Consider the following 26086-nt stretch of genomic DNA (forward strand, 5'->3'; position numbering starts at 1 on the left):
GTCCTCACACCACCTAAATAGGAAATCCGTCTCTGATGGGCAAGGGTTGGCTGGCATGGCCGCCATGCGCGCAAGGCATAAGCTCAGTCAGTTTCGGGCAGGCAGTCAGGCGGTATCGGGAAGCGGTTGCTGGCGATTTCGTCCTTGCCGAGCGGCGCTCGCTGCAGAACCTGCCTGTAGTTCGAGTGGACGCGATCGCCGAAATCTTCTGAAATCCCCGCCATGGTCTGGATCGTCGGATACATCCAGTTCCAACGCGAGTAGCCGAGGGTCCCATGCCCTGAACGGCGCACCTCGGCTTCTTCTTTGCCATAGATGAAGGACGCCTGAGCGAAGATCAGGATGAAGGCTGCGTCATCGGGCGAGAGGTTGCGTTCGCGCCAGTATTCCACGCCACGCTCTTCGCAGGCGATCTCGTAGGTGTCGTCACGATGTTCAACATAGAGCGAGCCGTCGCCGCGCGGGCTGCGCTCGATCCGAGCCAGAGGAGATCTGGATGTCCGCTGCCAAAGAGCGTCGATATGCGCCTGCAGCAGGTCGATCGCATCGGGTGCATGTCTGGCGCCGGACTCTTGCTTCCGGCGGAAGAAACCGAACGGCATCATCAAGTGTCCCCGACGTCGTGGATCAAACAAAAAAGCCGCCTGCGATATGCGCTGGCGGCTTTCGATCTCATCCTCGTATCGCTCGGATCAGGCCCGGGCTGCCGCAGCCTTGCGGCGATCGTGAACCGGCTGATAGGCCAGCTTGGCGTGATAGGTGCAGTAGGGCGAATTGTCCGGGCTTTCGCAGCCGCAGAAGTGGAAGTCATCGGTCAGCGGATCACCGACCGGCCACTTGCAGGTGCGTTCGGTGAGTTCGGTCAGGGCCAGCTTGCGCGAGATCGGCAGCACGACGTTGGATGCCGGACGATAGACCAGTTCCTGCGAAGCCTCGAACTCGACCTCTTCCTTGAGCGCCGTTGCGCCGACCGGACGAGCCACCGTGCGGGTGGCCGGACGGGCTGCAAAAGTCTGCGGGCGCGGCGCTGCAGCCGGGCGCTTTGCAGCGCGGTTGGTAGAAACGGTGCCGCCGGCTTTCGCTCGGCCCGGAAGGTTCAGGCGATGGACCTTGCCGATCACGGCATTGCGGCTTACACCGCCAAGTTGTGCCGCGATCTGGCTGGCGCTCAGGCCTTCCGACCAAAGTCTCTTGAGTTTTTCAACGCGCTCGTCCGTCCAGTTCATGCCCGTTCTCCGCCGTTTGAACGTTTAGGCATGCAGAATCCCTCACCGTTGCTACGGAACTCATTCCGCAACAGGCACTATATCTATGCTTTTGGTGACTAGTTCCGCCGCATGCAGTCTAGTAATTGATCTTTAACCTAGTAGCAGGCGGACTCCGTGGCAAGAGTCGGGCGAATCGACCTGAATCGATTTCTCGGTTTTCCCCAACTTGCTTCCCTGGAGAGTCATTTTTGTCACAGCCGACGGTGGTGTCGCAAAGCCCCGGTAGCCCTGATTTTCCGCGAGTTTTGTTGACATTATGACCCCGAGCGATGATAGTGCCCACGCCGCCCCGAGGGCGGCATTTTGATTTTTGGAATGTCCTTTTCCAAAGGGACATTGACTGCCTCAGGAGTGATGTCGCCATGGCTGAATCTGCGCTTTTCGACACTTTTGCCCGGGCTCCCCTGCGCTTCGAGCGCGGTGAGGGCGTTTGGCTCGTGACGGAAAGCGGCGAGCGATATCTCGATTTCGGCGCCGGCGTTGCGGTGACTTCCTGCGGTCATGCCAATCCTCATCTCGTCAATGCGCTGAAGTCGCAGGCCGAGAAGGTCTGGCATCTGTCGAACCTCTACGAGATCCCCGAGCAGGAGCGTCTCGCCCGTCGCCTGACGGAAGCGACCTTCGCCGACAAGGCCTTCTTCACCAATTCGGGTGCTGAAGCGCTGGAATGCGCCATCAAGACGGCGCGCCGCTACCATTTCTCTAAGGGCCACCCGGAAAAATTTCATATCATCACCTTTGAAGGTGCCTTCCACGGCCGCACGATCGCGACGATCGCCGCCGGCGGCCAGGAAAAATACATGGAAGGCTTCGGTCCTAAGGCCCAGGGCTTCGATCAGGTGCCGTTCGGCGATCTCGATGCACTCAATGCGGCGATCAACGAAAACACCGGGGCCATCCTCATCGAGCCGATCCAGGGCGAGGGCGGGGTACGTCCCGTGCCGAAAGAATTCATGCGCGAGCTGCGCCGCATCTGTGATGAAAAGGGCCTGCTGCTGATCCTCGACGAGGTCCAGACCGGCGTTGGCCGCACGGGCAAGTTCTTCGCTCATGAATGGTCCGGTGTCACGCCCGACATTATGGCGATCGCCAAGGGCATCGGCGGCGGCTTCCCGTTCGGCGCCTGCCTCGCGACCGCTGAGGCGGCGTCCGGCATGAAACCCGGCATTCACGGCACGACCTATGGCGGCAATCCTCTGGCCATGGCCTGCGGCAATGCCGTGCTCGATATCGTTCTGGCGGATGGCTTCCTTGAAAACGTCCGCGATGTCGCGCTCGTCTTCCGCCAAGGCCTTGCCGCGCTCAAGGATCGTTTCCCGGAAGTGATTGAAGACATCCGCGGTGAAGGCCTGCTTCTCGGCATCAAGGCCAAGCCGCCGGCGGCCGAACTCGTGGCGGGCATGCGCAACGAACACATGCTGGCGGTACCCGCCGGCGACAACGTCGTTCGGCTTCTGCCGCCGCTCACCGTCACTGCGGAAGAAGCGCGCGAGGGGCTGCGACGCATCGAGCGCGCTGCAGAAGCGCTCACCGCCGAACAGCTCAAGAAAACCGCTTAAGCGGATATCAGAGAGGGTACCTTTTCCGGTTCCCTCGGATAGGGAACCAGTCAATGGCATCACCGAAGCACTTTCTCGATCTTTCCGCCGTCTCGTCGGCCGACCTGCGCGTCATGCTGGATGACGCCAAGACGCGCAAGCAGGCCACCAAGGCAGGCACCGCCGACAAGCCGCTCGCCGGCAAGATGCTGGCGATGATCTTCGAGAAACCCTCCACCCGTACCCGCGTGTCGTTCGATGTCGGCATGCGCCAGCTCGGCGGCGAGACCCTGTTCCTGTCGGGCACGGAAATGCAACTGGGCCGGGCGGAGACGATCGGCGACACCGCCAAGGTCCTGTCCCGCTATGTCGACGCCATCATGATCCGCACCACCGATCACGCGCGCCTGATGGAAATGGCCGAGCATGCGACCGTGCCGGTCATCAATGCGCTGACCGACCTCACCCATCCCTGCCAGATCATGGCGGACCTGATGACCTTCGAGGAACATCGCGGGTCTGTCGAGGGCAAGACGATTGCCTGGACCGGTGACGGCAACAACGTGCTTCATTCGCTGGTCGAAGGTTCGGCGCGTTTCGGTTATCGCATGAACATGGCGGTGCCGATGGGCTCGGAGCCCGACGACAAGATCCTCAACTGGGCGCGCGACAATGGCGGCAACATCATGCTGTGCCATGATGCCGAGCGTGCGGTCGATGGCGCCGATGTCGTCGTCACCGACACCTGGGTGTCGATGAACCAGGAGCACAAGGCTCGCGGCCACAACATCTTCCAGCCCTATCAGGTCAATGAGGCGCTGATGAAGCGTGCCAATGATGATGCGCTGTTCATGCATTGCCTGCCGGCGCACCGCGGCGAGGAAGTCACCAATGAGGTCATCGACGGGCCGCAGTCCGTCGTCTTCGACGAAGCGGAAAACCGCCTTCATGCACAGAAGTCGATCTTGGCCTGGTGCTTCGGCGTCGTCTGAGCGGCGAAATCACCCGATCTTGAACTGACCTGAAGCCGATACCATCTGTCGGCTTTCAGTCTGCGCCTTACTCGTGTAATCGGCGCTTCAACACACATTGCCGATACCTTTCCGGCGGCCAGCGGTTCCGCTTGCCTTGCCGTTTGTGTAAAGGTCGGGGGCGAGACCCCAGGTGATCGGCGCGAAGGAGAGAATGATGGCGGAAGCGACTGTGGAACTGAAGGATCTCCAGTTTGCCGGTGATGATCGCGTTGTGCCGTTCCAGGTGGAGGGGCTCGATGTGCGCGGCCGCGCCGTGCAGATGGGCCCGCTTCTGAACGCGATCCTCGGCCGGCATGACTATCCGGGCCCGGTTGCTCGGCTGCTCGCCGAGGCCGTCGTGCTCACTGCCCTGCTCGGAACCTCGCTCAAATTCGACGGCAAGTTTACCATCCAGACGAAGGGTGACGGTCCGGTTGATCTTCTGGTCGCCGATTTTTCGACGCCGGACGCGCTGCGCGCCTATGCCCGTTTCGACGAGGAAGCGCTGGAGGCTGCGATCAAGGATGGCAAGGTCTCGCCGCCGGAACTGCTCGGCCAGGGCGTGCTCGCCTTCACCATCGACCAGGGCCAGGGCATGCAGCCCTATCAGGGCATCGTGCCGCTGGACGGCTCGTCGCTTGAGGAGATCGCCGGTGTCTATTTCCGCCAGTCGGAACAGATCCCGACGCGCGTACGCCTCGGTGTTGCCGAGCTTTTCGATCGTGACGAGGACGGCAAGCCACGCCACAACTGGCGGGCGGGCGGTCTGATCGCCCAGTTCCTGCCGCAGGCGCCGGAGCGCATGCGCCATCCGGACCTGCATGGCGGCGATGGCGACGAGCGCGACACCGATCTCGCCGACGACGCCTGGAACGAGGCCCGCACGCTGGTGGAGACGATCGACACCGATGAACTGACGGATCCGCAGGTCGCCATCGAACGGCTGCTCTTCCGCCTCTTCCACGAGCGCGGTGTCAGGGTCTACGAACCGCAGACGGTCTTCGACCGTTGCAGCTGCTCGCGTGAGAAGATCAAGGGCGTGCTTTCCGGTTTCACGGCGGAAGAGATCGAGCAAACCCAGGAAAACGGCGAGATTGCCGTCACCTGCGAATTCTGCTCGACGACCTATCGCTACGATGTATCGGAATTCGTGGCGGCCTAAAAAGAGCCGAGGCCGGGCGTCTTTTCAGCGTTCTTAGTTGAGGACGCGGATGATGCCCGGGGAATCCAGCGAGAAGGCGGGGATGTCGACCTTGAACACCTCGCCTTCATCGGTCTGCATGTCGTAGTGACCGAACATCATGCCTGATGGCGTATCGAGCGGGCAACCGGAGGAATATTCGTAGCTGTCGCCGGGCTTCAGGCTCGGCTGCTCTCCGACGACGCCAAGGCCGTCCACTTCATCCACCAGGCCGTTCTCGTCGGTAATGTGCCAGTAGCGATGCACGAGCTTAACCGTCAGCATCGAGTGGTTCTCGATCACGATGCGATAGCCCCAGACATAGCGGCTGTCTTCCGGGCTGGATTGCTCCTCCAGATAGAACGGCTCTACGGCGACTTCTATGTCTCTTGTCCGGGCGCGATACATGGACAACACCTCAACTCACTCGTGTCGGATATTGTACAGGGCGCCCCAAACGTCAAGAAAACTCACGGCTTAGGCGCCAAAGCGTGAACCGTTCTTGAAATTAGGGATAACTGATATGGTGAATCCCGCATATCGGGGATCCACCATTTTGAGAACCTGTGGGGTTGCTAGATCGCGGCAAGCGCCTTGGCGAAATCGTCGATCAGGTCCTGCGCATCCTCGATGCCGGCCGAGAAGCGCACGGTGCCCGGCGAGATGCCGAGTTCGGTCCGCGCCTCGTCCGTCAGGTTCTTGTGCGTCGTCGTGCCCGGATGGGTAATCAGGCTGCGGGTGTCGCCAAGATTGTTGGAAATGGTGACCACTTCCAGCGCGTTCTGCAGCTTGAAGGCCGCTTCCTTGCCGCCCTTCAGCTCGAAGCATACGAGCGTCGAGCCGCCGGTCATCTGCTTGGCGATGATATCCGCCTGCGGATGGTCCTTGCGGCCGGGATAGATCACCTTGGCGACCTGTGGCTGTTCGGCCAGGAAGTCGGCGATCTTCGACGCGTTCTCCGTCTGCTGCGCAACACGCAGCGGTAGCGTCTCCAGCCCCTTGATCAGCGTCCAGGCAGTGAACGGCGACATGGCCGGGCCGGTATGGCGATAATAGTCCTGCAGATGCTCGGTCACCCATTCGCGGTCGGAGAGGATGACACCCGCAAGGCTGCGGCCCTGGCCGTCGATATGCTTGGTGGCCGAGTAGACGACCACATGGGCGCCGAGTTCCAGCGGCTTCTGGAAGAGCGGCGTGGCGAACACGTTGTCCACCACGACACGCGCGCCGATCTGGTTCGCGAGCGCAGCCACGCCGGCGATATCGATCACTTCCAGTGTCGGGTTGGTCGGACTTTCAAGGAAGAACACCTTGGTGTTCGGCTTGATCGCTTTCTCCCAGTTGGCGAGGTCGCGACCATCGACCAGCGTGCATTCGATGCCGTAGCGCGGTGCGAGCGTCTCGACCACCCAGCGGCAGGAGCCGAACAGGGCGCGCGCTGCGACGATGTGATCGCCTGCGCGCAGCTGGCAGAGCAGGGCGGCAGTGATGGCGGCCATGCCGGATGCGGTGGCGCGGGCTTCTTCTGCACCTTCCAGCGCGCACATGCGCTTCTCGAACATGTCGTTGGTCGGGCTGCCGTAGCGGGCGTAGATATAGCCGTCGGTCTCTCCCTTGAACCGCGCCTCGGCGGATTCGGAAGAGTCGTAGGCGAAGCCCTGCGTCAGGTAGATCGCTTCCGACATCTCGCCATATTGCGAACGCAGCGTGCCGCCATGCACGAGCGTGGTTGCGGGGCGCCAATTCTTGTTCGGGATCTTGCTCATGTACTGACCACCTTCGTGATACAAAAAACCGGTCGCGTAAGCAGACCGGTTCTCGAACCCGGTCTTTTTAGCCACTTGTTTAACGTGGCTGCAAGCCGACCGGCCAAATCACCACGGGATAACACTGCCTTAATCCCGCTCTCTGCTTGCGTCAACGGTCGCGATTTTGTTTTTGTGTTGCACTTGTTAGACGGGACGATGACGATGGACAGGATGACGGGAATTCTGGCGGACCGCGCGATTGCGGCGCTCTTCGATAGCGGACGGCTGAAATCCGAGCGGCAACTGGATGGCGACCAGATCCAGCCGGCAAGCCTCGACCTGCGTCTCGGCGCCAAGGCCTATCGCGTCCGCGCCTCCTTCATGCCCGGTCCGAACAGCCTCGTGTCCGACAAGCTCGATCGGCTGAAGCTGCATGTCGTGGATCTCTCCGAAGGCGCCGTGCTGGAAACCGGTTGCGTCTATATCGTGCCGTTGATGGAACGCCTCGACCTGCCGGCCGAAATGTCCGCCTCGGCAAACCCGAAGAGCTCGACCGGCCGCCTCGACATCTTCACCCGCGTCATCACCGATTACGCCCAGGAATTCGACAAGATCCCGGCAGGCTATTCCGGCCCGCTCTACCTGGAAATTTCGCCGCGCACCTTCCCGATCGTCGCACGCCAGGGCTCACGCCTGTCGCAGATCCGCTTTCGCATCGGCAACGCGCTGCTGACCGAGCCGGAACTGCTCAACCTGCATGACACGGAAACGCTGGTCGCGGCCTCCAAGCCGAACGTCTCCGGCGGCGGTATCGCGCTCTCCATCGATCTCGCCGGCGACAAGGATGGCCTGATCGGCTACCGCGGCAAGCACCACACGGCCGTCGTCGACGTCGACAAGAAGGCTCAGCACGACATCTTCGATTTCTGGGAGCCGCTCTACAGCCGCGGCCGCAACGAGCTGATCCTCGATCCGGACGAGTTCTACATCCTGGTCTCCCGCGAGGCCGTGCATGTCCCGCCGCTCTACGCGGCCGAGATGACCCCGTTCGATCCGCTCGTCGGCGAATTCCGCGTCCATTACGCCGGCTTCTTCGATCCCGGTTTCGGCCACGAGGCCGCAGGCGGCCGCGGCAGCCGTGCCGTGCTCGAAGTGCGCAGTCACGAAGTTCCCTTCATCCTCGAAGACGCCCAGATCGTCGGCCGCCTCGTCTACGAGCACATGCTGGAAGCCCCCAGGGCCTCTACGGCTCCGGCCTCGGATCGAACTACCAGGCCCAAGGCCTGAAGCTTTCAAAGCATTTCCGCGGCTAAACCCCGTACGACCGCTGCCTGCAGGATCAGTCACAGGCGGCGGCCTTGACAGAACCGGGTCGTTGTTGGAAACCTGCTCGGCACAGGCGGGTGTAGCTCAATGGTAGAGCAGCAGCTTCCCAAGCTGAATACGAGGGTTCGATTCCCTTCACCCGCTCCAGCTGCCCTTCTTCCCTCAGACGCGCCATTCGTCCAAGGTCATCCAAGATTGTCGATTTTACTGAACGAAAACAATGGATGGAATGGCTGTTGATGCGATGTCTGTAGCTAGTCGATTGTCTATATTGCGTTTTGTCGCGCGTGACATCCAGCGGGTTTCACGGTAAAAAACTCGGTATTGTGCGAACTACGCGAGGGCCGATACCGAAAAATGGCTTTGACTGACATCCAAGTTCGTAATGCGAAGGCATCAGATGCGTCCCGTAAATTGCCAGATGGGAGCGGCCTTTATCTCTTCATTTCCAAGGCAGGCGGCAAGTCGTGGCGGTTTGACTACTCTTACTTTGGCAAGCGAAAGACCTTAACGCTTGGCATGTATCCTGCCGTGGGGCTGGCCGAGGCGCGTGGTCGCAAAGACGACGCTAAAGAAAGCTGGCCGAGGGGCACGACCCTCGCTCGCGAAAAAGCGGCAGCAACTGGAAGCAAAGGCGGCTGCTGGCAACACGTTTGGCCTGATCGCTGAAGAATTCATCGACAAGCTCCGCCGAGATAGGCGAGCAGAACCCACCATTGCTAAAAATACTTGGATGTTGACGGTTCTTGCAGCCAAACTCGCGCCATACCCGATCACGCAGATTACAGCGAAGGACGTTCTTTCGGTGCTCACGAGCATCGAGAAAAGCGGTAGGATCGAAAGCGCGTTGGCCACACGTTCGACGATAGGGCGTGTTTTCCGCTACGCCATCGCAACGGCGCGGGCCGAAGCGGATCCGACGTCGGCACTACGCGGTGCGCTTCAGCGTCACGTGCCTACCAGCCACCCAGCTTTCACCACACACCGCGAACTTGGAGGTGTCATGCGAGCGATCTACGGCTACGAAGGGTGGCCGTCGCTGGTGGCGGCACTGAAGATTCAGGCGCTGTGCTTTGCGCGTCCCGGAGAAACGCGTTCGATGGAGTGGGGCGAGCTCGATCTTAACAGTGCTATTTGGACGATACCCGCAGCGAAGGCGAAGATGCGCCGTGAGCATCATATTCCGCTATCACGTCAAGCGGTTGAAGTAATCATGCAAATGCAGGAGCTGTACGGCGAGGGCGTTTACGTGTTCCCGTCGATGATGTCTGGAAAGAAGCTTCTTTCGGAAAACTCTATGAACTCGGCATTGCGGCGAATGGGGGTCGGCGGTGATGAGCATACGGCACATGGTTTTCGCTCTTCAGCAAGTAGCATCCTGAACGAGTCGGGCGAATTCAAGCCTGATGCCATCGAGGCCCAACTTGCGCATTTGGATGGTTCCAAGGTCCGTCGAGTTTACAACCGCGCCACCTACTGGGAGGAGCGCGTACGGATGATGCAATGGTGGGCGGACTTACTTGACGAAGCGCGAACTAGCAAACTGTCACACTCTTCATTTTCGGATGGCGGTTCACGTTGGACGCAAGGGCGTTAGACGATGTCAGGGCACGTCGAGAGAATATGATTGAGTTGGAGGTACCAGCTGATGCTACGGATGAGTGTAGGCCCGGACTGATGCAAATGGGAAGCCGGTAAAGAAGCCTCGGTAAATGGTCCATGCCACAGTTTCGCGAAACTGTGGCATTGGGCACCTTAGGCTGATAGACCGCGTGAACCGCTCGCGCGTTCGGCTATGTGAGATTGGGCTACAAGAAGTATGAAGCACGACAACCTTGTTCAAAAAATTTGGAGCCTCTGCCATATCCTTAGAGGTGACGGCATCAGTTACCATCAATACGTTTCAGAGCTCACATACCTGCTCTTTCTGAAAATTGCTGCCGAGAATAAATTTGAGGAGCTGCTGCCAAAAGGATACCGCTGGGCCAATCTCTCTCAGCACCCAGAGGAGAATCTCTTAGGGTTCTACCAAGAGATGCTAACCCACTTAGGAACTTCGGCAGAAAGTGAAATAATCCGCTCAATCTACGCATTTCCGACAACGGTGTTCTCACATCAAGAGAATCTTAAAGCAGTCATTGACGGCATCTCAAAGCTCAGTTGGCATGATGTCTCCGAGGATAATGTAGGCCGCATATATGAGGGGCTCATTGAAAAGAGTTCCCAAGACGTGAGATCTGGCGCTGGGCAATATTTTACGCCGAGGCCTCTGGTGAACTCGATGATTCTGATTGATCAAGCCTTTTGTTGGAGAACTTATACAGGATCCAGCAGCCGGTAGTGGCGGTTTTCTAATTGCTGCCGATCAGTATATTCGGTCGACAACCTCGCGCGCGATGTACGCAGACCGTCCTCCACGCTATCAAGCAGCCGAAATTGAGAAAAATACTCGGCGCATTTGCTTGATGAATACGTTCCTCAATGGACTGCAAGCAGAAATTATCTACGGCGATGCTCTCACAGACGATGGGCAAAGCCTCGAAGAGGCTGACGTAATTCTCGCGAATCCCCGTTCGGAAATAAAGCCGGAAGCAAACGCTCAGTCCGGTCAGAATTTTCCTATCCGAACGCCAACAAGCAACTTGTTTTCCTTCAACACATTTATCGCAGCTTGAAGGAGGGAGGTCGGGCCGCCGTCGTGCTCCCAGACAACGTGTTGTTTGAGGAGGGTGTCGGTCGCTCGATACGCCGCGAGTTTATGGAATTGTGTGAAGTGCATACCATCCTGAGACTTCCGCGCGGAACTTTCACGAGTGCAGGCGTCCAGACAAATGTGATTTTCTTCAACCGGAGGCAAGCGAATTCCGACGGCACGAAGGCGACTTGGTTTTACGATCTTCGGACTAATTTGCCTACGTTCGGCAAGACCAATCAACTTGGCGCTCACCACTTCGAGGAATTTGAAAAATGCTACGGCGACGACGCTTACGGCCGGTCCAGTCGTCAGCCTGATACGATCAGCGGTCGATTCCGTAAGTTCAGCCGCGATGAAATTGCAGACCGCGATGATGACCTCGATATATTTTGGCTCCAATCTGATTCAGCGGACCAACATGAGAGGTTCGGTAGCGCTGAAGCAATAGTTGGTGCTATTTTGACCCACCTAAAAACTGCAGTCAGCGAAGTGGAAGCTTTATCGGAGGAGCTCGCAGAGCCCGTGAATTCACATGACTGAGGTCATCACGACGGAAAACTCGCACCTATCTGCCCTACCACTCGGCTGGTCATATGCCTCTATCGAGGAGCTGGCAGGTCCCGACGGTATTGTTTCCGATGGGGATTGGGTGGAAAGCAAGAATCAGGATGCCAACGGAACCGTTCGGTTGATCCAACTCGCTGATATCGGCGACGGACAGTTTGTTGGGAAATCAAAAAGATTCATGAGCCTTGACGTAGCTCAAGAGCTGGGCTGCACGTTTCTGGCGTCTGGTGATGTCCTGATCGCCCGCATGCCAAATCCACTAGGGCGCGCCTGCATCTTGCCGCAACTTGAGCAAGCAGCAGTAACAGTTGTTGACGTATTGGTGTGGCGACCGGGTGAGAAGCTTAACGGTGCAGTACCGAGATGGCTGATGTATGCGGTAAACAGCCCGCCAATTAGAGACGCAATCGGGAGACAAGCCGGCGGTACAACACGGCAAAGAATTGCAGGTAGGAACTTAAAGCAAATAATGTTGCCAACTCCGCCTCTAGAGGAGCAGCGTAGAATCGTTGCAAAACTGGATCGGTTGTTTGACGGCATACTCCGCGCTCGTGCGGCTATCGATCAACTGCCAAGAATGCTTGAGGAATATTGCTCGCATATTCTCGAGACGGGTTGTTCCGGGCAGCTCACCGCTAAATGGCGTCAAGAGAATAGAACAAATCTCGGTGCTCAAGTGCGCCTAAGTGATGTCGCACAGCAATTTGACTATGGCACCTCCGCCAAGTCACAGCCCGACGGCATAGTGCCAGTCTTGCGCATGGGGAATATACAGAACGGTTTGCTGGATTGGTCTGATCTCGTTTTCACGTCAGACAAACAGGAAATATCAAAGTATGAGCTTCGTGATGGCGACGTCCTATTTAACAGAACAAACAGCCCCGAGCTCGTAGGCAAAACAGCTGTTTACCGCGGTACTCGCCAAGCAATATTCGCCGGTTACATCATAAGAGTCCGATGTGGAGATCGTATCATTCCCGAGTATCTCGCATATTGCCTCAACGCCCCTCAAGGACGGAGGTACGCTCGGAAAGTAAAAAGCGACGGGGTAAGTCAGTCCAACATCAATGCTGCAAAGCTTGCTGCGTTCAATTTGTTACTGCCAAGCCTTGAAGAGCAGCGTGAGGTGGTGCGTTTAATAGACGCCGCCTTTGAGTGGGCAAGAAAAGTGACATGTGAGTATGGATCTGCCTCCGAGCTTATCTCCGCCTTCGAGAGCAGTATCTTATCTCGAGCTTTGCGCGGTGAGCTTCTCCCGCAGGACGCAAGCGAGGAACCGATTAGTGACGTACTTGGGAGGATTCAGACTGCGCGCAGTGTGATTGAGAAGCGCTCACCTCCGCCTCCTGCCAAGAAAAGGGCTACAACAATGAACCCAATCGACAAATTGCAGGAGGACCTCAAGACTTGGCCAGAGGATGGTATCACTTTTGCCGAACTCCATGAACGTCTTGCAGTGCCCTATGATGCAATGCGAGACATTATCTTCGAGTGTTTGATGCAACCTGACGCTTCGCTAGCTCAAGTTTTTGACCGGGATAGCGCTCAGATGAGGTTGGTGAGGTTGTCGGGCAAATGAGATTGCACCGCATAAAAATCGATAGTGCGGCTGCCGGTGGAGGAGTATTCGACGGGTTAGACGTTTGGTTTGGGCGTGAAGAAGAGAGCTCGTCAGCACTGGCCCCCATGTGCCTAATCGGCCCAAATGGCTCGGGTAAATCTCAGTTCCTACAAATTGTCGCAGAGATCTTTCAGGCCGCATGGAACGCGCACAGCCCTTCGGAGGAGAGATCGTCAGCCAATCAAGAAATCGCTTTCGAAGTTTCCTATTCTATAAGGTCTGATGGCGGCGACCACGAGGAGATTGTGACTCTACGGCGTGCTCGAAAGGGTAAGGGCTTGAGCGGAATCGAATTATTTCGCACGGGCCATGTGAAGCCTCTTCTTTCTAGCTCGGCGGAGTTCGGTAGATATCTACCGTCCGTAGTGGTCGGATACACGTCCGGCGACAACGAAACTCTCAGCTCGCCATTCCTCGTCAGCCGAAGTGGGTACGCCAACGACGTCGCACGTGCGGCGCTTAAAGCAACCGGAGAACAAAACCTTCCCGATAACCGCCTAATGCTAATCGACTACGGGACAAATTTGGAAGTTTTGTTCGCGAACCTCATGCTCGGCAAATCATCGGCACGCGAAGAAATATTACGTCACGCTGGACTGTCGGATTTGGCATCTTGCCGGTGTATTGTTCGCCTTGCCCATTCCGCTGTTTCCAAAGCACCCGCTCGCCAGAAAAAGGTAACAGGCCGAAAGGGGATACAGCTCACCGAGGAATTGGAAAGGACGATCGATGCTTTAAAACGCATTGCAACTTGTTGGACGGAAGACAACAAAACTGAAACATATACCTTCGACTTTTTTATAGATGCCGCAACACGTGACGCATTTTCTCATTTCTGGCCAGATGCGCTTTCTTTATACAAAGCACTTCATAAACTGGCATTGTTAAACGACCTTGCTATACCGCGAACAGCAAGAAAGCGGTTCGAGCGAGCGGTGAAAGAGCGTCGCTTTGCATCAAGGCTTCCAGAGCCTCAACAAGAACACGTGGTATTTGGCTTTGAAGAGGTTCGCTTCTGGCCTGCGGGGTCAAGGACGACCCCAGTCGACTACGTTTCGCTCTCCGATGGAGAACATCAGCAAGCCCTTATCCTCGGCACTTATGCGATGATTTCCGAGCCTAATGCACTTTTTCTGTGGGATGAACCTGAGTCTCACTTCAATCCGCAGTGGCGAGTGAAATTCGTGCAAAGACTGCAGGAGCTGACTGGCAACCGAAACAGGCAGGAGCTTCTACTGACATCTCATGCGCCTTTCGTCCCGTCTGATATGCCGCGCGAACAAGTGCTGATTTTCGATAGAAAAGACGGCAAGATTTTCGTTGAAGAGCCCTCAATTGAGACCTTCGGCGCTACATTTGATCGGATTCTCGAGACCTGTTTCAAGGTGCGTCCCTCAATATCTAAAATTGCTGAGAAGCGCATTGAGGAGCTTCTTAACTCATCGAAGATTGAGGAAGTTCAACAGGGGCTCAACGAGCTTGGCCCTTCGGTGGAAAAAGCCTTTGTTGCAGAGCATTTACGTAAGCTGAAGAACTGATGTTGTTTGCTTATCCCTCAGAAGCATTGGAAGAGAATTGGCTGAACGCTGCCGTTGTCGATATTCTTCGGCATGGAATGGACGAAATTGCTGCTGGAAGAGCGGCGCCTAAATGGCCGTCATGTATCCCTCAAGCTTATCGCGCTACATTGCAAGGTCGCCCCGGGCTTCGTGATCGGCTAAAGACGGTCTGGCGCGAGTTTCGTAAGCTGGGCGATCTGGACCGCGGAAGGCTAAAGGAGGCTCTCGAATCTCAAACCGATTTGCCGACGATACTTTCTAATGGCGTAGTGTGTATACAAATCGGAGAGTTTCCTGAGCCTGTCAGGCAGGCGATAACAAGTCTATTCCGCTTCCTGTTTGATCTCCTATCCGAAATCAAAACGGGACCATTCTCGTTACGCGATAGCCAGTATCACAAGATTTATCAGACATTTAAAAAGTCGAAAATCTGCCCTTTTTGCGGTTTGGGGTATTTTCGGGCGCCCGGAGCCCCGAGGCACGACTTAGATCACTATATGCTGGTATCGAAGTATCCGTTTGCTGGCGCGGATCTTCGAAACTTGCCGCCCATGTGCTCCGAATGCAATTCGGATTTCAAAGGTACCGCCGACATTTTGTACAACGATGACGGAATGAGGCGGCCCTGTTCCGACCCCTACAGTGGCCCCACCTTCGGAATCAGTTTGGCGAATAGCCAACCTTTTATGGGCAATAACATCAACGGAATTCGGTATCCTCGATGGGAGATTGATTTCCAAGGCGGATTAGCTTCACACGCCGAAACTTGGGATAAGGTCTTCAAAATCAGAGAGAGATATGAGCGGGACATTCTTGATGCGGACTTTCTTTCATGGCTCGGCCATTTCGCAGTCTGGTATCGAACCTCAAAGGGTATCGACTTGCAGCCAGATGAGGTGGCTAGCGCGCTCCCAGAATACATCAGTAATGTTATTCAAGATGGATGGGCCGATCGCGCTTTTCTGAAAGCCGAAGTTTTTCGCATGCTTGATGCGGAGTGTGGGCATGTAGAACGAGGTGCCGAAACGCGTGTATGGTTGAAAGAAGTCGTCGAATATGCTGCAGTTGCTTAAGCCCGGGGGCGAACTTCACGACGTGCTATTCATTCGAATTTTTAACGCGATACACCTGCATCCGAGAACAACCGACCTCCCTCGCGATGTTCGTTACACTGACACCCGAGGCAGACAGGTCGCGAATTTTTTCGTGGTCGATACGGATTTTGCCGCCCTTGTAGATACCTGCAGCCTTCGCTCGACTGATGCCCTCGCGCTGTCTTTCTTTGATGAACCTACGCTCCATCTGAGCCACCATGCCCAAAACGGTGATAATGACATGGCCCATTTCTCCGCGTGTTGAGACGTGTGGGTCGAGGATGGTCACGAACGCGCCACGCTCTTGGCATTCGTGAATTATATTAAGTACATCGCGAGTATCGCGCCCAAAGCGATCGAGCCGGGTGACGACCACTTCATCGCCTTGGCGTACGAACTCAATTACGGTTGCGAGTTCGGCGCGACCTTCCCGGCTGCCGCCCGATACTTTTTCCGATCTAATAATCTCACAGCCTTCACGCTGAAGGCGGTCGTGCTGTGCCTGTAAGTCTTGGTCGATGCTGCTGACGCGTGCGTAACCGATGCGGGCCATGTGTAACCTCAAGGTTTAGGCCCAACGCTACCTTGTCACAAATAGCCGCCGTCAACCCGGATGTTACGGCTTGAGGTGTAACGGTCAGCATGTCACGCAAGGGTATACCCTTAAGTGACCGTTGTGCGAACGGCGATTGAGTTCGATGCAACAATCGTCTGCTAGATTGGCACCCGAAGATTTTATTGACAAAAATGATCAGCCAGCTTTTTTACATAGATCCGATTGGGGGATGAACGTTGATCAATGCGGTTCGCTACAAATCATTTAAGCGATATGAAGATGCCACTCTCGACCTGTCGAAACCTCTAACGATTTTAGTCGGGCCGAACAGCTCTGGAAAGTCGTCGCTAATCAAGGGCCTCCTCGCCTTTAAGCAAACCTATGGTGATCCGGCGGATCACGCTGGTTTTATCGCTCAAGGTCAGTACGTCGACATAGGTAATTTCGTCGAATACTCCAAAAATCATGATATAAATGGTCAAATAACGTTCGCATTCGCAGTTAAACTGCCTGTTGCGTATTTTGCACGAAATATATCTACTGTTTTCATAGAGATTAATCACCAAAATGATCCGCAAACCGGCCATGGGCGCGTCGTTTCTTACGCATTGTTTATGTCAGAGGATAGTTCTAGGGTTGTCATAGATGACTACGAACATTGCGAACACTGGGTCCGCTTTCGCCGAATGAACAAAACGGATGAAAGCTTCCGGATGAGCCTTTCGGAAGCAATGTTTGACTTGGTATCGAAGCGTTACAGGCACGGACTTAGCGAAAATCTCACGTACCGTAAGCTATGCAAACATCTTAAGACTGGTGGAGTGCAAGCGAAGCGGGACAATAAGCGCGGAATGTCCCTATCCTATGAGCGCGATCCTATACCGGAAGATGTAATACAGTTTATGTTCACCTTAGAGCGCGTTCTTCTTTCGCGTGTGCATAGCGTTTTGTTCACATCGTTGACGGAAAATACATTCGCTCTAGCCTCACTTCGTGAAAAGCCTGTACGATCCATGACGCTGACCGATGAGCGGCAGACCGTGGGGCCAACAGGTGCTCATACCGCAGCAGTTTATCACTATTTACGGCAACGTGCTGTTAAGGCAGGCAAACGAAACTCTCGGATCAAGGACGATTTTGGTCGCCTCGATGAATGGTTCAGACGATTGCGACTGGGAACGGAAATTGAAATCAACAGTTGGCGCGATTTGATCGATCTTCGGACAAAAACTGCTCAAGGATCGAGCAAAAGTGATTCCGTCGTTGACGTAGGTGTAGGCTTTTCACAAGCAGCGCCAATTCTTGTGCAGCTGGCCGCGATGCCCGATAACACTATGATGATTGTCGAGCAGCCGGAGCTTCATTTGTATCCTTGGTCGCAGACGCGCATAGGTGAAATCCTTTGTGAGGAAACGGCAAGAGGCGAAAAAAGGGTTGTGCTCGAAACTCACAGTGAGCACGTGATACACGGTGTGCAGCTGCATATAAGTAATGTTCGGGCAGGAAAATACCACGGTCTTTCCCATGACGACGTTCAGATAATATATATTTCAGAGGATGCCAAAATACGCCGAATTTCGCTCAATGAATTTGGAGAGTTCGAATCAAATTGGCCTGATGGTTTCTTCGATCAGACAATACAGGTCTACCGCACGCTTATGGAAAATCGCCTCGCATGATACCGCTAGTCGCGTCTGAAGAGACATTCGTACGCGATGTTCTGATTGATTCAGGCGCGCCGCCGTCGCAGTTCGTCCAGTACGCACTGCTTGCTGAGGAATTACTTGCAATTGTTCAAGAGGATGTTGATCCGTCATCCACTAAGGGGCAACTTCTCACGGGCCTTCTGCGTGATCAACTTTTGGTGCCGGTACCAAGTGCTGCTCTTACGAAAAACCTAAATCCTCGCTTTACCGCAGCAAAGCCTGAATATGTTGAATTGGCTCTGAAATGCTCGAAGCACTTCGTTTATAAACGCGAACTTCCTCAATCTGACTTGGCTGAATTTACTCGGTTCGGCATCACTGCCCACAACTACAATAATATCGGATATCAGGTCATTCTCGGGCAATACAAATCGAACGTCGTCAGAGACTGGAGTCTGACCGAAGGTGGCAATTCTCGTCTGTCAGATCACTGCCTTGAATATGTCCACCACGTCGGAAGAGTGCAAGTCTACGATCGATACTTCGGAAGAGACGCTCTTTCCTCGATTACAGAACTTTTCTCTGCATACAGTTCAGCATTTGGCGCGTTTACCGGCCATGTGAAAATATACGTGGGCGCAGGTCTAAAGGACCACTTGGCGGCAGCTGACGTGAATAATGCACTAGGTCAACATATAGACATCTCGAAATTGCTAATTGCGCGGTCAAACAAGGTAGCGACAAGCTCTTCGCACGCTCACGACCGCTATATTCAGTTTGACGAAGATTACACACTTGAATTTAGTGCGGGTCTCGGGTGCTATTATGCTAGTAGCGGTCACAATAGGTCGTCGACGGTCTATCTCAAAAACGTTGTCATAAACTATGCGTCACTGGACATCGAAGACGAACACGGTGTACGCGTTCAGTTTCGGTACTGAAAGCAAACATGTCCGGTCATCTTGTATCACCGCACCGATCATGGACAATAGTTGAGCGGAGGTGCATACCTGCAAGCTACTGGCTGAGCATTGAGATTGATAGTTGAGGTGCCGCCTGCCGGTCACACGCAGGGCCGGAACCGCCTCTAACCCAAAACTGATCAACGTCCCGGCTTTGCGGCTCGATACATTGACTCTACCCAACGGGGTGCAAGCAGCAGGCTGTATCTACAAAGCACTGGTCGTGCGCATAGGGCTGTCGTCTTTCGACATTTCCCTGAATGTTCTCAATTCGCCGAATACGGTCGTAAAGACTTGCGGCCTCACGCCTTTGGATGGACATTGCCGGGATTTCCATCGCAGCTTATTGCCTGCTGCATGCAACGGAGTTGAAATTTGCTGGCTCGCCGGTAGCAATCAGGTCAAAGAAATTCAAAGCGCCGTTGCCATCCGCGTTGAAGATGACCTTACGATTAGGGGCCATAAGCTTTGCCGCACCGCCGCCGAACTGCTTCATAACAGTTTCCCATTCTTTCTGCTGTTTTCCTGTCAGCCCCCGGGCCATCGCTGCTGATGACGCAAGGCCAATAGCCGTGGCGAAATCGGTGTATGTCATAGCCGCAGATCCTTCCGCAAAACCACGGCTTGGCGGCGCTACTTCGGCGCCCTGTACCGGCCGGTCACCAATGAAGAATTGCTTGCTATCAGCGTTGAAGGTGATGGAGACGCGGGTGACCTCGAAGCTGCGCAGATAGGCCCGATCACTCATCATGCCGCGTGGGACGTTCGCACCATCCACGTCGCGAATGCGAAATGCGCAGGTGTAGTGACTGCTGCCTGCCTGCTGCGCCGCATCCGTAGTAGTTGGCGCGCCGGTGGACGGCTTTATTCCGCTGACATTAGGCTCGCCACCATTGCGACACACATCGAAGCTTTCAATCGCGTCGGCCGCGTTGCTGAGGCTCAGAACGATCCGCTCTCCATCAGCACTGGTGACAGCCAACTCTCGGCCAGCGGCGACATCGGACAAAAACTCTGGCCGCAACGGCTGGGTCAGCCAAGCCCCACCGCCTCCTATGTCGCCATCAACAGCGTACGGCAGGTTGTCATCGACACGCCACGCTGCGCGTTTCGATTTTTTGATAAGCCCTACAGCAAATCCCCGGTATTCGCTGGTGTTGACGGCGGTGAAGCCGACGACGACTTCTCCGCTTCGAATACCGAAGGTGCATAAGGTGCCGCCTTTCACATAGTTGGAGTGGAACCGCCATTCGTTTTCGGCAGGTGCGTCGGGTTGTTTAGCTTGCGCGGCAGGTTCAGCGGGGTCGGCCTCTTCCTTGGCGCAGTACCCGTCGTTGACGCCGCGGCAATCTACTAAGAGCTCATCGAGTTCGGGGTTGAAAGCCGGGTCTTGGTGATCATTCGTGCCGAGCGGCCCGTAAAAGAATTCGCCGCGCTTTGTCACTCCCGCCTTGCGGCAGGCCGAAGAGTCCCATGTCATGTCAGTGTAGCAATCAAGGATCTTCCATCGCTGCTCGTTCGTCAGCTTGAGGTCGCCCTGTGCGTTGGCTGGCACGGCCATAGGCCCCGACGCCATTATCGCGCCAAGTGCTATAACCATAAGCCGGTCGATGCTTCTCTCGTAACCGCCGAACACTGTCATTGCCCTGCCTCCTGCTGACCAGCTTCGATCCTCTTCGCCGACGAGGCTTGCCGTTTCTTTCTATCCGACCACCACGCAAACAGCGCCATCGCCGCAAGGACCAGCGCCAGCACGGCCCAGACCTGAAGGTCAGGAAACTGTTCGACGCCGGTGAAGGCGACCAGTGCGGCGGCCAAAAACACGATCCCGCCGATCATCGGCAAGCCGAACGAAAAGGCGCCGCCGACGAATAGGAAGAATCCAGCGATGATGCCAACGGCACCGGCATCAGCCGTGGCCTGATCTCCAAGCAAGCTTGAGCCTGCGCCGATGGTGCAGGACTGAAGCAGAACCAACAGGCCGAGCATGACGGCGATAATGCCTGTCGCGATTTTCATTGGCGGGCACCCTTGATCGCATCGGCCTTGAGCCGGTCGTATTCAGCGCCATCAATTGCGCCTGCGGCGCGCAATGAGGCGACCTTTTCAAGCTGCTCGACAGTTGACGCACCCGATGCAGCGTCTCGCGCTACCGGGGCGCCTGTGGCCTGCTGTGAACCATTGCCGCCGACGGCCATACCAAACCGGTTGGCACCCGGCGTGGAAGCGAGGAAGCCGAACACGACATAGCAAACCAAGTTCACCAGCGGCACGAGCAGGAGCAGCGCCAGCCAACCCGACTTGTCGGCGTCGTGCAGGCGGCGAACCGTAACGGCGAGGCTTGGGATCAAATGGGCGATGTAGACAAGCGCCGTGAATGCCGCCGGTTTGGGTGATCCAAGCACGGCGGCGTCGAGGATCACAGCGATGCTGCCAAGCACGATGACAGTGAGTGAGAAGAGCCAATACTGCGATCTGGTCGATCTTCCGCTGAAGATGAAGTAGCGGCGCATTCCATCAAAATAGGGGGTCATGAATTAATCCTAAAATTCTCGAGCGCAGGCGCGGGCGGCGTACACGTCGATTCACTGCAAGTTGTAGAATATGGGACTGTCAGTCCGTCGATTGTCAAGCGTTCTGTATGGCCTTTTCGCGTCATCATGGATGCACGGAAACTCATAGGCTGGAACGTCCGCAAGCTGCGGGTGGAACTCGGGCTCTCGCAGGAACGAGTGGCACACGAAGCCGACATCGACCGCTCGTACGTGGGGCGTATCGAGCGTGGTGAGGAAAACATGACAATCAGCGTGTTGGAGGCAATTGCGGCGGCCTTAGAGGTGCCGTTGGGTGCGCTGTTCCAAGAGTTCGAAGACGGCTCTGAAAAGCCGCCGCCGTTGCGGTCGGGTCGCAAACCGAGCGCCAAATGAAAAAGGCTGCGAGAATGTCGCAGCCTTGGTTTTGTTGAGTTGGGCTTCACGGCGAGCATGATCAATACTCGTCCTCGCGCATGATGGTCATGACCCGGCGTGTGATTGGGTCGGGCGAACCATGGGTGAGATCGGCATCAAAGTAGTCGATTTTCCAGTAGTAGCTTGCGCCGCCGACATTGACGCGACCGAAGTCGTGTTCGCCGTAAGGATCATTACCGGCATCGAATTGGTCGTATGACTGCACTCGGCGCCACAGCTCGGCGCGGTCGGCTTCAGTCATCGCTTGGACGCCCGCCGTGATAACGATGCGCCCGCCGACGAAGGTCCGGCGCAACGTGTCATTGAGGGTGCAGATGCGGCGAGCGGCGGCTGGGTCGGGGGCGCCGTCGACTGTGAATCGTGCCGGCCGGAGTGGCCACCGGCGGTTCGGTCAGTGGCAGCCGGGATCATTCCGACGCCTCGCTCGTGAACTTTGGGTGCAGCAGTGCGAGCTGGGTGACATGACGAATGAACTGATCAAGCTCCGGCCAGTCGCTCCAAGCAAGCAGGTAGTTATCGCTGTCCTGCACGCCGACAACCGTCGCCTCCCACCAACCATCGTCATGGCCTTCAGAGGCGAGTACTATGTCGCCGACAGCGATCTTCGACCAATGGCCGGGGTAGCTGCGCGGCGTGACTTCACCCTTGCTGGCCTTGGCGTAGTCGGCGCTGGCTGCGGCGGCGTCGACGCGTTGCGCGGCGGCGGCCAAATAGTCGTCGCTTAGGTGCGCCGCCAACAGGTCGTACGTCGAGCGCTTCACGAACGGCACGAACGCCTTGCCACTCTCGAACAGCTTGCCCTGCGGCAGGGCGGCAGCGATTGCGGCGATGTCTTTGGTGACTCTTATGAGGGCCATGCCCATGAGGTCGGCAGCTCGCCTTGCAGCGTCGGCGTGGCTGGCTGCGAACCATGACGCATGAGGTTTTCCCTTATCATCCAATCCTACCATGATTGAGGCCGGTGATTGTTGAGAGTGCTTTGAATATGCATCTATGTCGTGGTCGGCTGATGCGGCGACCACACTGGCTTGCAGGGGTGGCTGACCGAGGATGGAAACCCGGGGCAACGAAATGTTGGGGGCTGAAGGCGCAGGATACGACGCGAAATTCATGTTGGTTTCCTGAAACAAAAAAGAGCGCCACGGGGGGCGCTCAATGATTGGGTTCGCTGCCTTTCGAAAGCGGCTTTGCGCATCGTAGGCAGCCTCAAAGTATCGAATAAATACAGACTTGTCAATATGTTAGATCTTTCTCCGGGCAACGACACGCATGCGGCGCCAGACCCGAACCCTTTGCCTAACCGTGAAATTTGATAGCAGGGCAACCCTTCGCAGGGTGCGAAAAGACCGAAAATCTGTCGGATTATCCGACAAACTCAGATGCGCCGCGACGGCAGACGATCGAGTTCGCCTGTCCGGTAAAGGGCCATATCGAAGCCAATTATGTTTCGACAGCCCGATCTGCTGAGAAGCATCTCCCTTATCAGGCGTCACTACAACGTCAGTATCGAGACGCAGCCGTTTCCTACGAAGCCAATCGCCTGACCACATCCGGAGACTCGGTGACGGTGCAAATGAGCACCAGCATATGGGGAACTGTGCCTGTGGGAGGCATGAAGGCGCTGGCAACTGCCTGAGCCGAAGACGCCGACTGGCACCCGACATCGCAACACCGACATCATCGAAACAAACGACATGGACGACAACATGAAATACACACATGCCAACCTCAACGACGCCTACATCGATATGGGGATGTGGCGCATCGCTTTAGGATTCAAATTGTACCTGATGACGTTCACGTTCAATCCGATAGGCGGTTCGGAGGAAACGAAAAAGCGCATAATGATCGATGAGATTGAGAGGCTCTACGCGAAGCTGCTTAACTACACGTTTCGCCATCCCGCTAAGGTCGGCGCGTTGGAGAAGCCATTGTGGATTTACGCACACGATTGCCCAGTTCCAAAAGGTGGAGGTTTCAACCGTGATCACCTTTTCAATATTGTTCAGAACGATGGTCTTCATGGTCATGCGATTGCACTTCAGCCGCCGGTCAGTCGCATGAAGAAGGGGCTGCAGACGTACGTCGAAGATAATCAAGAGCGCATTCACGGTGCAGGACACGCATTTTTTCAGGTCGATGTACGGGAAGTCGAGAAGGATCCTGCATATGTCATCGGTTACGCCACAAAGTCGTTGCGCCGCAAAAGGATTGACGCCGGTGAAATGCTGGTCTTGCCGAAAGCACCGTCAGAAATTACGCGCTATAGCGCTTATGAAAGAGACCTCATGCGGCAGGATGAAGAAACAAAGAGGGCGGCACGCATCAAAGCACGTGCCGCCAGCTCATATAGCTAGAGAATTTCAAGCGCCTCCACCGTGATTTTGGCCGGCGCTTTCATTTCGACGAGGACCCCGGTGAGAACGAACCGGGTTCCTATTTTCATTGTGGCCCACTGCTGCAGGGTCGCGTTGAGATCACCCACAATCATTGCTTGGAATTGTTTCGCCTCAGAGAATGCCCCGATAATCTGCTTCTTGTTTTCACCTTCGGCGTGGTCGGGCAACTGCGGGCGCTTAGCTCGGTCAGACATGGCGACTTCTGTTTTATTCGGAGCCATGACCTTTGCCGAAGCTGCTTTCTTGAGGCCGCCGGCTCGTTCAATTTTCTGAGGAAGGTCTGCTGGCTTCGTATCCTCTTTGGCGACAGCTTTCAGGGCACGAAGGTAGAAGTTAGCCTTTTGTTTTCCTGCGCGCGATTGATTGCAAGCCCACTTCAATACGTATCTCAGTGCATGACGTTTTGCGTCAGCGGGCAAAGCCATCCCAGCCCATGAATCGTGTTCACGAAAGAGCTCCCATGCTTGTTCATTTTCGATCAGTTCTAAACTGATCCCATAAAGATCGGCGAGTATGCGGTTCAGTCGTCTGCGGTAATCGTCCTCAAGCGTTCTGAGAGCTTCACTGCTCTCACCGAGCCGTTCCATGATGTATTCGAAGCAGGCTAGTGATTGAGACTGCTTGGGGCGCAGAAAATTCTCCTCCATGCAGATGGTATCTGAAGCCCTTTGTTTACTTGCGAAACGACACCCATCTTACAGCTCCCCGTGTTCGATGCGGTCGAGCAGTGCATAGATGTCTTCCGCGCGCCAAACTGTCACCCTCGCGGAAATCTTGCGCGGCCTAGGAAATCGGCCGTCTTTCACTCCCGCCCAGAAGCCAGAACGGCTAATTGGCAGAGGCCCCTCCGGGCCGAGAATCTGTTTGATGCGAAGGTAGCCCGTCGTGGGAAATGCTGGATCGACGCACTTGCGGTCTTCGGCGATCAGGTTTGTCAGCGATTTAGTCATCGTTTTCTCCGTGTGATGTGTTGAACACGGAGGCTAATGTCGTCCAACGAAGTCCTGAAAGGTATTTGCCTAGCGGCCTTCGGACATGGTGTCCTAACCCTAGTCGGACACTATGATGACGCTAAGTCTATACTGTAGAGGCTTTTTTCCGCATGAACGCACTTCGTACTAAGCTCTCGTGCTGTTCCGAAAATTTTGGAGCACGGAACTTTTGAGGTTCGAATGGCTCGAGGAGAGTGAGGTTGGTCTGATAATGATCATGTTCGGTCTCAAGCTTAGCTAGGACGACATCGCAAAAGTATCTTGCGCGACCGAACCATTGACCTAGCAGGGGTAAAAACTGCTTCGCCCGCACCTCGGAGGAGAGAACCGCATCTAACAAGGTGCTGTCCCCGCGCCTTATCGTTGACGCAGCATACAGCAGTGCAAGCGAATCGCCATTGTCACCCCAGCGTTTGAGAAGGGTTGATCTCACGGATCTCTCATTGTTCAGTTTTGTAAGGGCGACCGCAACACGTTGCTGGCTGATTGGATGATACTTCTTTCTGTCTGGAAAATTCGTTTGGGCAAAATGCAGAACTCCGCAAGCGGAAGCGAGTCTGCGAATATTATCAGTTTGCCCAAAGTACCAATCTTGCAAATAGTCTCGTGAGATCGAAGTGGACAGAGCTCGATAGCCCCCAAGAGGGAGGAAAATATCCGACAGAAAGTCGGGTCCCGCCAATACATACCGCGCGACGAAATCAGCATCGAAATCGCTGAGGTGGCTGAGCGCCTTGTTTTCCTGAAGTTCAGAAAGATGATCCATAACCCCGTGCCGCATCAGCAGGAGGCCGTAGGAACTATCAGACGGAGACGTGACCCACCCGCAAAGGCCTAGAAACAGCACTTCCCGGAAAGAGTGATACGTGTCAGGAGGTTCGGAAAGAGCCTTTATTGCTTCACGAGGTTTGAAATTTGCGCCAAGCGCAATTTCTGAAAAGGACATCTGGCCC

Annotated in this window: 26 protein-coding genes, 1 tRNA gene, 2 pseudogenes and 1 riboswitch; of the genes and pseudogenes, 16 read left to right on the forward strand and 13 right to left on the reverse strand. The window is 55.7% G+C overall.

Annotated elements, in window-relative coordinates:
- Positions 1-83: 83 nt before the first annotated feature.
- Positions 84-605, reverse strand: a complete 522-nt coding sequence (locus N7E02_RS18240) for a hypothetical protein (RefSeq protein ID WP_286583719.1) — start codon at positions 603-605, stop codon at positions 84-86.
- Between the two features lie 87 nt (positions 606-692).
- The gene (locus N7E02_RS18245; RefSeq protein ID WP_286583721.1) at positions 693-1226 is read right to left on the reverse strand and encodes a GcrA family cell cycle regulator; all 534 of its coding nucleotides are present in this window, start codon (positions 1224-1226) and stop codon (positions 693-695) included.
- A gap of 404 nt (positions 1227-1630) precedes the next feature.
- Between N7E02_RS18245 and N7E02_RS18250 the strand changes: the two genes are divergently transcribed.
- The 3 genes from N7E02_RS18250 to N7E02_RS18260 all read left to right on the forward strand — a co-directional run bounded on the left by N7E02_RS18250 (position 1631) and on the right by N7E02_RS18260 (position 4981).
- Entirely contained in the window at positions 1631-2827 is a 1197-nt protein-coding gene (locus N7E02_RS18250; RefSeq protein ID WP_286583723.1) for an aspartate aminotransferase family protein, read from the forward strand.
- 53 nt (positions 2828-2880) lie between these two features.
- A complete protein-coding gene (argF, locus tag N7E02_RS18255) occupies positions 2881-3798 on the forward strand; it encodes an ornithine carbamoyltransferase (RefSeq protein ID WP_286583725.1) in 918 nt (305 codons plus the stop codon).
- Between the two features lie 196 nt (positions 3799-3994).
- Positions 3995-4981, forward strand: a complete 987-nt coding sequence (locus N7E02_RS18260; RefSeq protein WP_286583727.1) for an Hsp33 family molecular chaperone — start codon at positions 3995-3997, stop codon at positions 4979-4981.
- Between the two features lie 33 nt (positions 4982-5014).
- Here the strand turns inward: N7E02_RS18260 and apaG are convergent, their stop codons facing one another.
- On the reverse strand, positions 5015-5407 hold the full coding sequence (gene apaG, locus N7E02_RS18265; protein WP_286583728.1) for a Co2+/Mg2+ efflux facilitator ApaG/CorD: 393 nt from the start codon (positions 5405-5407) through the stop codon (positions 5015-5017).
- A gap of 167 nt (positions 5408-5574) precedes the next feature.
- Entirely contained in the window at positions 5575-6765 is a 1191-nt protein-coding gene (locus tag N7E02_RS18270) for an O-succinylhomoserine sulfhydrylase (protein WP_286583729.1), read from the reverse strand.
- A 46-nt stretch (positions 6766-6811) separates the two neighbouring features.
- A riboswitch (SAM riboswitch) is annotated at positions 6812-6890 on the reverse strand.
- 79 nt (positions 6891-6969) lie between these two features.
- Here N7E02_RS18270 and N7E02_RS18275 point away from each other — a divergent pair.
- From N7E02_RS18275 to N7E02_RS18315, 9 genes and pseudogenes are all read left to right on the forward strand, one after another.
- Positions 6970-8060: pseudogene (locus tag N7E02_RS18275) on the forward strand (2'-deoxycytidine 5'-triphosphate deaminase).
- An 86-nt stretch (positions 8061-8146) separates the two neighbouring features.
- Positions 8147-8220, forward strand: a tRNA-Gly gene (locus N7E02_RS18280).
- A 210-nt stretch (positions 8221-8430) separates the two neighbouring features.
- Positions 8431-8742, forward strand: a complete 312-nt coding sequence (locus tag N7E02_RS18285) for an Arm DNA-binding domain-containing protein (RefSeq protein WP_286583730.1) — start codon at positions 8431-8433, stop codon at positions 8740-8742.
- Positions 8624-9670 (forward strand): tyrosine-type recombinase/integrase, encoded by a 1047-nt coding sequence (locus tag N7E02_RS18290; protein ID WP_286583731.1) that lies wholly within the window; start codon positions 8624-8626, stop codon positions 9668-9670. Before N7E02_RS18285 ends, N7E02_RS18290 begins: the two co-directional genes overlap by 119 nt.
- 222 nt (positions 9671-9892) lie before the next feature.
- On the forward strand, positions 9893-10414 hold the full coding sequence (locus N7E02_RS18295; protein WP_286583732.1) for a type I restriction-modification system subunit M N-terminal domain-containing protein: 522 nt from the start codon (positions 9893-9895) through the stop codon (positions 10412-10414).
- A pseudogene (locus N7E02_RS18300) lies at positions 10365-11308 on the forward strand (HsdM family class I SAM-dependent methyltransferase). The gene N7E02_RS18295 and the pseudogene N7E02_RS18300 overlap by 50 nt, the downstream one beginning before the upstream one ends.
- Positions 11301-12914, forward strand: coding sequence for a restriction endonuclease subunit S (locus N7E02_RS18305; protein ID WP_286583733.1), 1614 nt, complete (start codon positions 11301-11303; stop codon positions 12912-12914). Before N7E02_RS18300 ends, N7E02_RS18305 begins: the two are co-directional and overlap by 8 nt.
- A complete protein-coding gene (locus N7E02_RS18310) occupies positions 12911-14494 on the forward strand; it encodes a restriction system-associated AAA family ATPase (RefSeq protein WP_286583734.1) in 1584 nt (527 codons plus the stop codon). The genes N7E02_RS18305 and N7E02_RS18310 overlap by 4 nt, the downstream gene beginning before the upstream one ends.
- Positions 14494-15588: a hypothetical protein gene (locus tag N7E02_RS18315; protein ID WP_286583736.1), complete on the forward strand. Its 1095-nt coding sequence runs from the start codon at positions 14494-14496 to the stop codon at positions 15586-15588. Before N7E02_RS18310 ends, N7E02_RS18315 begins: the two co-directional genes overlap by 1 nt.
- Positions 15589-15613: 25 nt before the next feature.
- Here N7E02_RS18315 and N7E02_RS18320 read toward each other — a convergent pair whose 3' ends face one another.
- Positions 15614-16162, reverse strand: a complete 549-nt coding sequence (locus N7E02_RS18320) for a recombinase family protein (protein ID WP_286583737.1) — start codon at positions 16160-16162, stop codon at positions 15614-15616.
- 239 nt (positions 16163-16401) lie between these two features.
- Between N7E02_RS18320 and N7E02_RS18325 the strand changes: the two genes are divergently transcribed.
- Positions 16402-17844 carry a DUF3696 domain-containing protein gene (locus N7E02_RS18325; RefSeq protein ID WP_286583739.1) on the forward strand — a complete coding sequence of 481 codons (1443 nt, stop codon included), beginning with the start codon at positions 16402-16404 and terminating at the stop codon, positions 17842-17844.
- Positions 17841-18752: a hypothetical protein gene (locus N7E02_RS18330; protein ID WP_286583740.1), complete on the forward strand. Its 912-nt coding sequence runs from the start codon at positions 17841-17843 to the stop codon at positions 18750-18752. The genes N7E02_RS18325 and N7E02_RS18330 overlap by 4 nt, the downstream gene beginning before the upstream one ends.
- A 364-nt stretch (positions 18753-19116) precedes the next feature.
- On the opposite strand, the gene N7E02_RS18335 is transcribed toward N7E02_RS18330, so the two are convergent.
- Genes N7E02_RS18335 through N7E02_RS18345 form a run of 3 tightly spaced genes read right to left on the reverse strand, consistent with a single transcriptional unit; the run spans position 19117 to position 21307 of the window.
- Positions 19117-20415: a hypothetical protein gene (locus tag N7E02_RS18335; protein ID WP_286583741.1), complete on the reverse strand. Its 1299-nt coding sequence runs from the start codon at positions 20413-20415 to the stop codon at positions 19117-19119.
- Complete coding sequence (locus N7E02_RS18340; RefSeq protein ID WP_286579110.1) at positions 20412-20792, reverse strand: hypothetical protein; 381 nt, start codon at positions 20790-20792, stop codon at positions 20412-20414. Before N7E02_RS18340 ends, N7E02_RS18335 begins: the two co-directional genes overlap by 4 nt.
- Positions 20789-21307 (reverse strand): DUF805 domain-containing protein, encoded by a 519-nt coding sequence (locus N7E02_RS18345; RefSeq protein ID WP_286579111.1) that lies wholly within the window; start codon positions 21305-21307, stop codon positions 20789-20791. The genes N7E02_RS18340 and N7E02_RS18345 overlap by 4 nt, the downstream gene beginning before the upstream one ends.
- Before the next feature lie 126 nt (positions 21308-21433).
- Here N7E02_RS18345 and N7E02_RS18350 point away from each other — a divergent pair, with 126 nt between their 5' ends.
- Positions 21434-21700, forward strand: a complete 267-nt coding sequence (locus tag N7E02_RS18350; RefSeq protein WP_286579112.1) for a helix-turn-helix domain-containing protein — start codon at positions 21434-21436, stop codon at positions 21698-21700.
- A gap of 61 nt (positions 21701-21761) precedes the next feature.
- On the opposite strand, the gene N7E02_RS18355 is transcribed toward N7E02_RS18350, so the two are convergent.
- Together N7E02_RS18355 and N7E02_RS18360 are read right to left on the reverse strand one after the other, a co-directional pair.
- Positions 21762-21983: a DUF3768 domain-containing protein gene (locus N7E02_RS18355; RefSeq protein WP_286579113.1), complete on the reverse strand. Its 222-nt coding sequence runs from the start codon at positions 21981-21983 to the stop codon at positions 21762-21764.
- A gap of 166 nt (positions 21984-22149) precedes the next feature.
- Positions 22150-22854, reverse strand: a complete 705-nt coding sequence (locus tag N7E02_RS18360; protein ID WP_286579114.1) for a tudor domain-containing protein — start codon at positions 22852-22854, stop codon at positions 22150-22152.
- Positions 22855-23436: 582 nt separating this feature from the next.
- Between N7E02_RS18360 and N7E02_RS18365 the strand changes: the two genes are divergently transcribed.
- The gene (locus tag N7E02_RS18365; protein WP_286579115.1) at positions 23437-24099 is read left to right on the forward strand and encodes a hypothetical protein; all 663 of its coding nucleotides are present in this window, start codon (positions 23437-23439) and stop codon (positions 24097-24099) included.
- Here the strand turns inward: N7E02_RS18365 and N7E02_RS18370 are convergent.
- The 3 genes from N7E02_RS18370 to N7E02_RS18380 all read right to left on the reverse strand — a co-directional run bounded on the left by N7E02_RS18370 (position 24096) and on the right by N7E02_RS18380 (position 26079).
- Positions 24096-24788, reverse strand: a complete 693-nt coding sequence (locus N7E02_RS18370) for a hypothetical protein (RefSeq protein WP_286579116.1) — start codon at positions 24786-24788, stop codon at positions 24096-24098. The genes N7E02_RS18365 and N7E02_RS18370 overlap by 4 nt on opposite strands.
- 48 nt (positions 24789-24836) lie before the next feature.
- A complete protein-coding gene (locus N7E02_RS18375; RefSeq protein ID WP_286579117.1) occupies positions 24837-25091 on the reverse strand; it encodes a helix-turn-helix transcriptional regulator in 255 nt (84 codons plus the stop codon).
- Positions 25092-25218: 127 nt separating this feature from the next.
- The gene (locus N7E02_RS18380) at positions 25219-26079 is read right to left on the reverse strand and encodes a hypothetical protein (RefSeq protein WP_286579118.1); all 861 of its coding nucleotides are present in this window, start codon (positions 26077-26079) and stop codon (positions 25219-25221) included.
- Positions 26080-26086: the final 7 nt, after the last annotated feature.

The organism is Terrirhizobium terrae, assembly GCF_030323265.1.
GTDB lineage: Bacteria > Pseudomonadota > Alphaproteobacteria > Rhizobiales > Rhizobiaceae > Neorhizobium.

Excerpts from the sequence above, each read along its gene's own strand:
- N7E02_RS18240 (WP_286583719.1), bottom strand. The coding sequence starts at position 605 with ATGATGCCGTTCGGTTTCTTCCGCCGGAAGCAAGAGTCCGGCGCCAGA.
- argF (WP_286583725.1), top strand. The coding sequence starts at position 2,881 with ATGGCATCACCGAAGCACTTTCTCGATCTTTCCGCCGTCTCGTCGGCC.
- N7E02_RS18330 (WP_286583740.1), top strand. The coding sequence starts at position 17,841 with ATGATACCGCTAGTCGCGTCTGAAGAGACATTCGTACGCGATGTTCTG.
- N7E02_RS18375 (WP_286579117.1), bottom strand. The coding sequence starts at position 25,091 with ATGACTAAATCGCTGACAAACCTGATCGCCGAAGACCGCAAGTGCGTC.
- N7E02_RS18305 (WP_286583733.1), top strand. The coding sequence starts at position 11,301 with ATGACTGAGGTCATCACGACGGAAAACTCGCACCTATCTGCCCTACCA.
- N7E02_RS18350 (WP_286579112.1), top strand. The coding sequence starts at position 21,434 with ATGGATGCACGGAAACTCATAGGCTGGAACGTCCGCAAGCTGCGGGTG.
- N7E02_RS18260 (WP_286583727.1), top strand. The coding sequence starts at position 3,995 with ATGGCGGAAGCGACTGTGGAACTGAAGGATCTCCAGTTTGCCGGTGAT.
- N7E02_RS18340 (WP_286579110.1), bottom strand. The coding sequence starts at position 20,792 with ATGAAAATCGCGACAGGCATTATCGCCGTCATGCTCGGCCTGTTGGTT.
- N7E02_RS18310 (WP_286583734.1), top strand. The coding sequence starts at position 12,911 with ATGAGATTGCACCGCATAAAAATCGATAGTGCGGCTGCCGGTGGAGGA.
- N7E02_RS18345 (WP_286579111.1), bottom strand. The coding sequence starts at position 21,307 with ATGACCCCCTATTTTGATGGAATGCGCCGCTACTTCATCTTCAGCGGA.
- N7E02_RS18250 (WP_286583723.1), top strand. The coding sequence starts at position 1,631 with ATGGCTGAATCTGCGCTTTTCGACACTTTTGCCCGGGCTCCCCTGCGC.
- N7E02_RS18295 (WP_286583732.1), top strand. The coding sequence starts at position 9,893 with ATGAAGCACGACAACCTTGTTCAAAAAATTTGGAGCCTCTGCCATATC.
- apaG (WP_286583728.1), bottom strand. The coding sequence starts at position 5,407 with ATGTATCGCGCCCGGACAAGAGACATAGAAGTCGCCGTAGAGCCGTTC.
- N7E02_RS18270 (WP_286583729.1), bottom strand. The coding sequence starts at position 6,765 with ATGAGCAAGATCCCGAACAAGAATTGGCGCCCCGCAACCACGCTCGTG.
- N7E02_RS18245 (WP_286583721.1), bottom strand. The coding sequence starts at position 1,226 with ATGAACTGGACGGACGAGCGCGTTGAAAAACTCAAGAGACTTTGGTCG.
- N7E02_RS18335 (WP_286583741.1), bottom strand. The coding sequence starts at position 20,415 with ATGACAGTGTTCGGCGGTTACGAGAGAAGCATCGACCGGCTTATGGTT.
- N7E02_RS18360 (WP_286579114.1), bottom strand. The coding sequence starts at position 22,854 with ATGAATTTCGCGTCGTATCCTGCGCCTTCAGCCCCCAACATTTCGTTG.
- N7E02_RS18370 (WP_286579116.1), bottom strand. The coding sequence starts at position 24,788 with ATGGAGGAGAATTTTCTGCGCCCCAAGCAGTCTCAATCACTAGCCTGC.
- N7E02_RS18380 (WP_286579118.1), bottom strand. The coding sequence starts at position 26,079 with ATGTCCTTTTCAGAAATTGCGCTTGGCGCAAATTTCAAACCTCGTGAA.
- N7E02_RS18365 (WP_286579115.1), top strand. The coding sequence starts at position 23,437 with ATGGACGACAACATGAAATACACACATGCCAACCTCAACGACGCCTAC.
- N7E02_RS18315 (WP_286583736.1), top strand. The coding sequence starts at position 14,494 with ATGTTGTTTGCTTATCCCTCAGAAGCATTGGAAGAGAATTGGCTGAAC.
- N7E02_RS18285 (WP_286583730.1), top strand. The coding sequence starts at position 8,431 with ATGGCTTTGACTGACATCCAAGTTCGTAATGCGAAGGCATCAGATGCG.
- N7E02_RS18355 (WP_286579113.1), bottom strand. The coding sequence starts at position 21,983 with ATGACTGAAGCCGACCGCGCCGAGCTGTGGCGCCGAGTGCAGTCATAC.
- N7E02_RS18320 (WP_286583737.1), bottom strand. The coding sequence starts at position 16,162 with ATGGCCCGCATCGGTTACGCACGCGTCAGCAGCATCGACCAAGACTTA.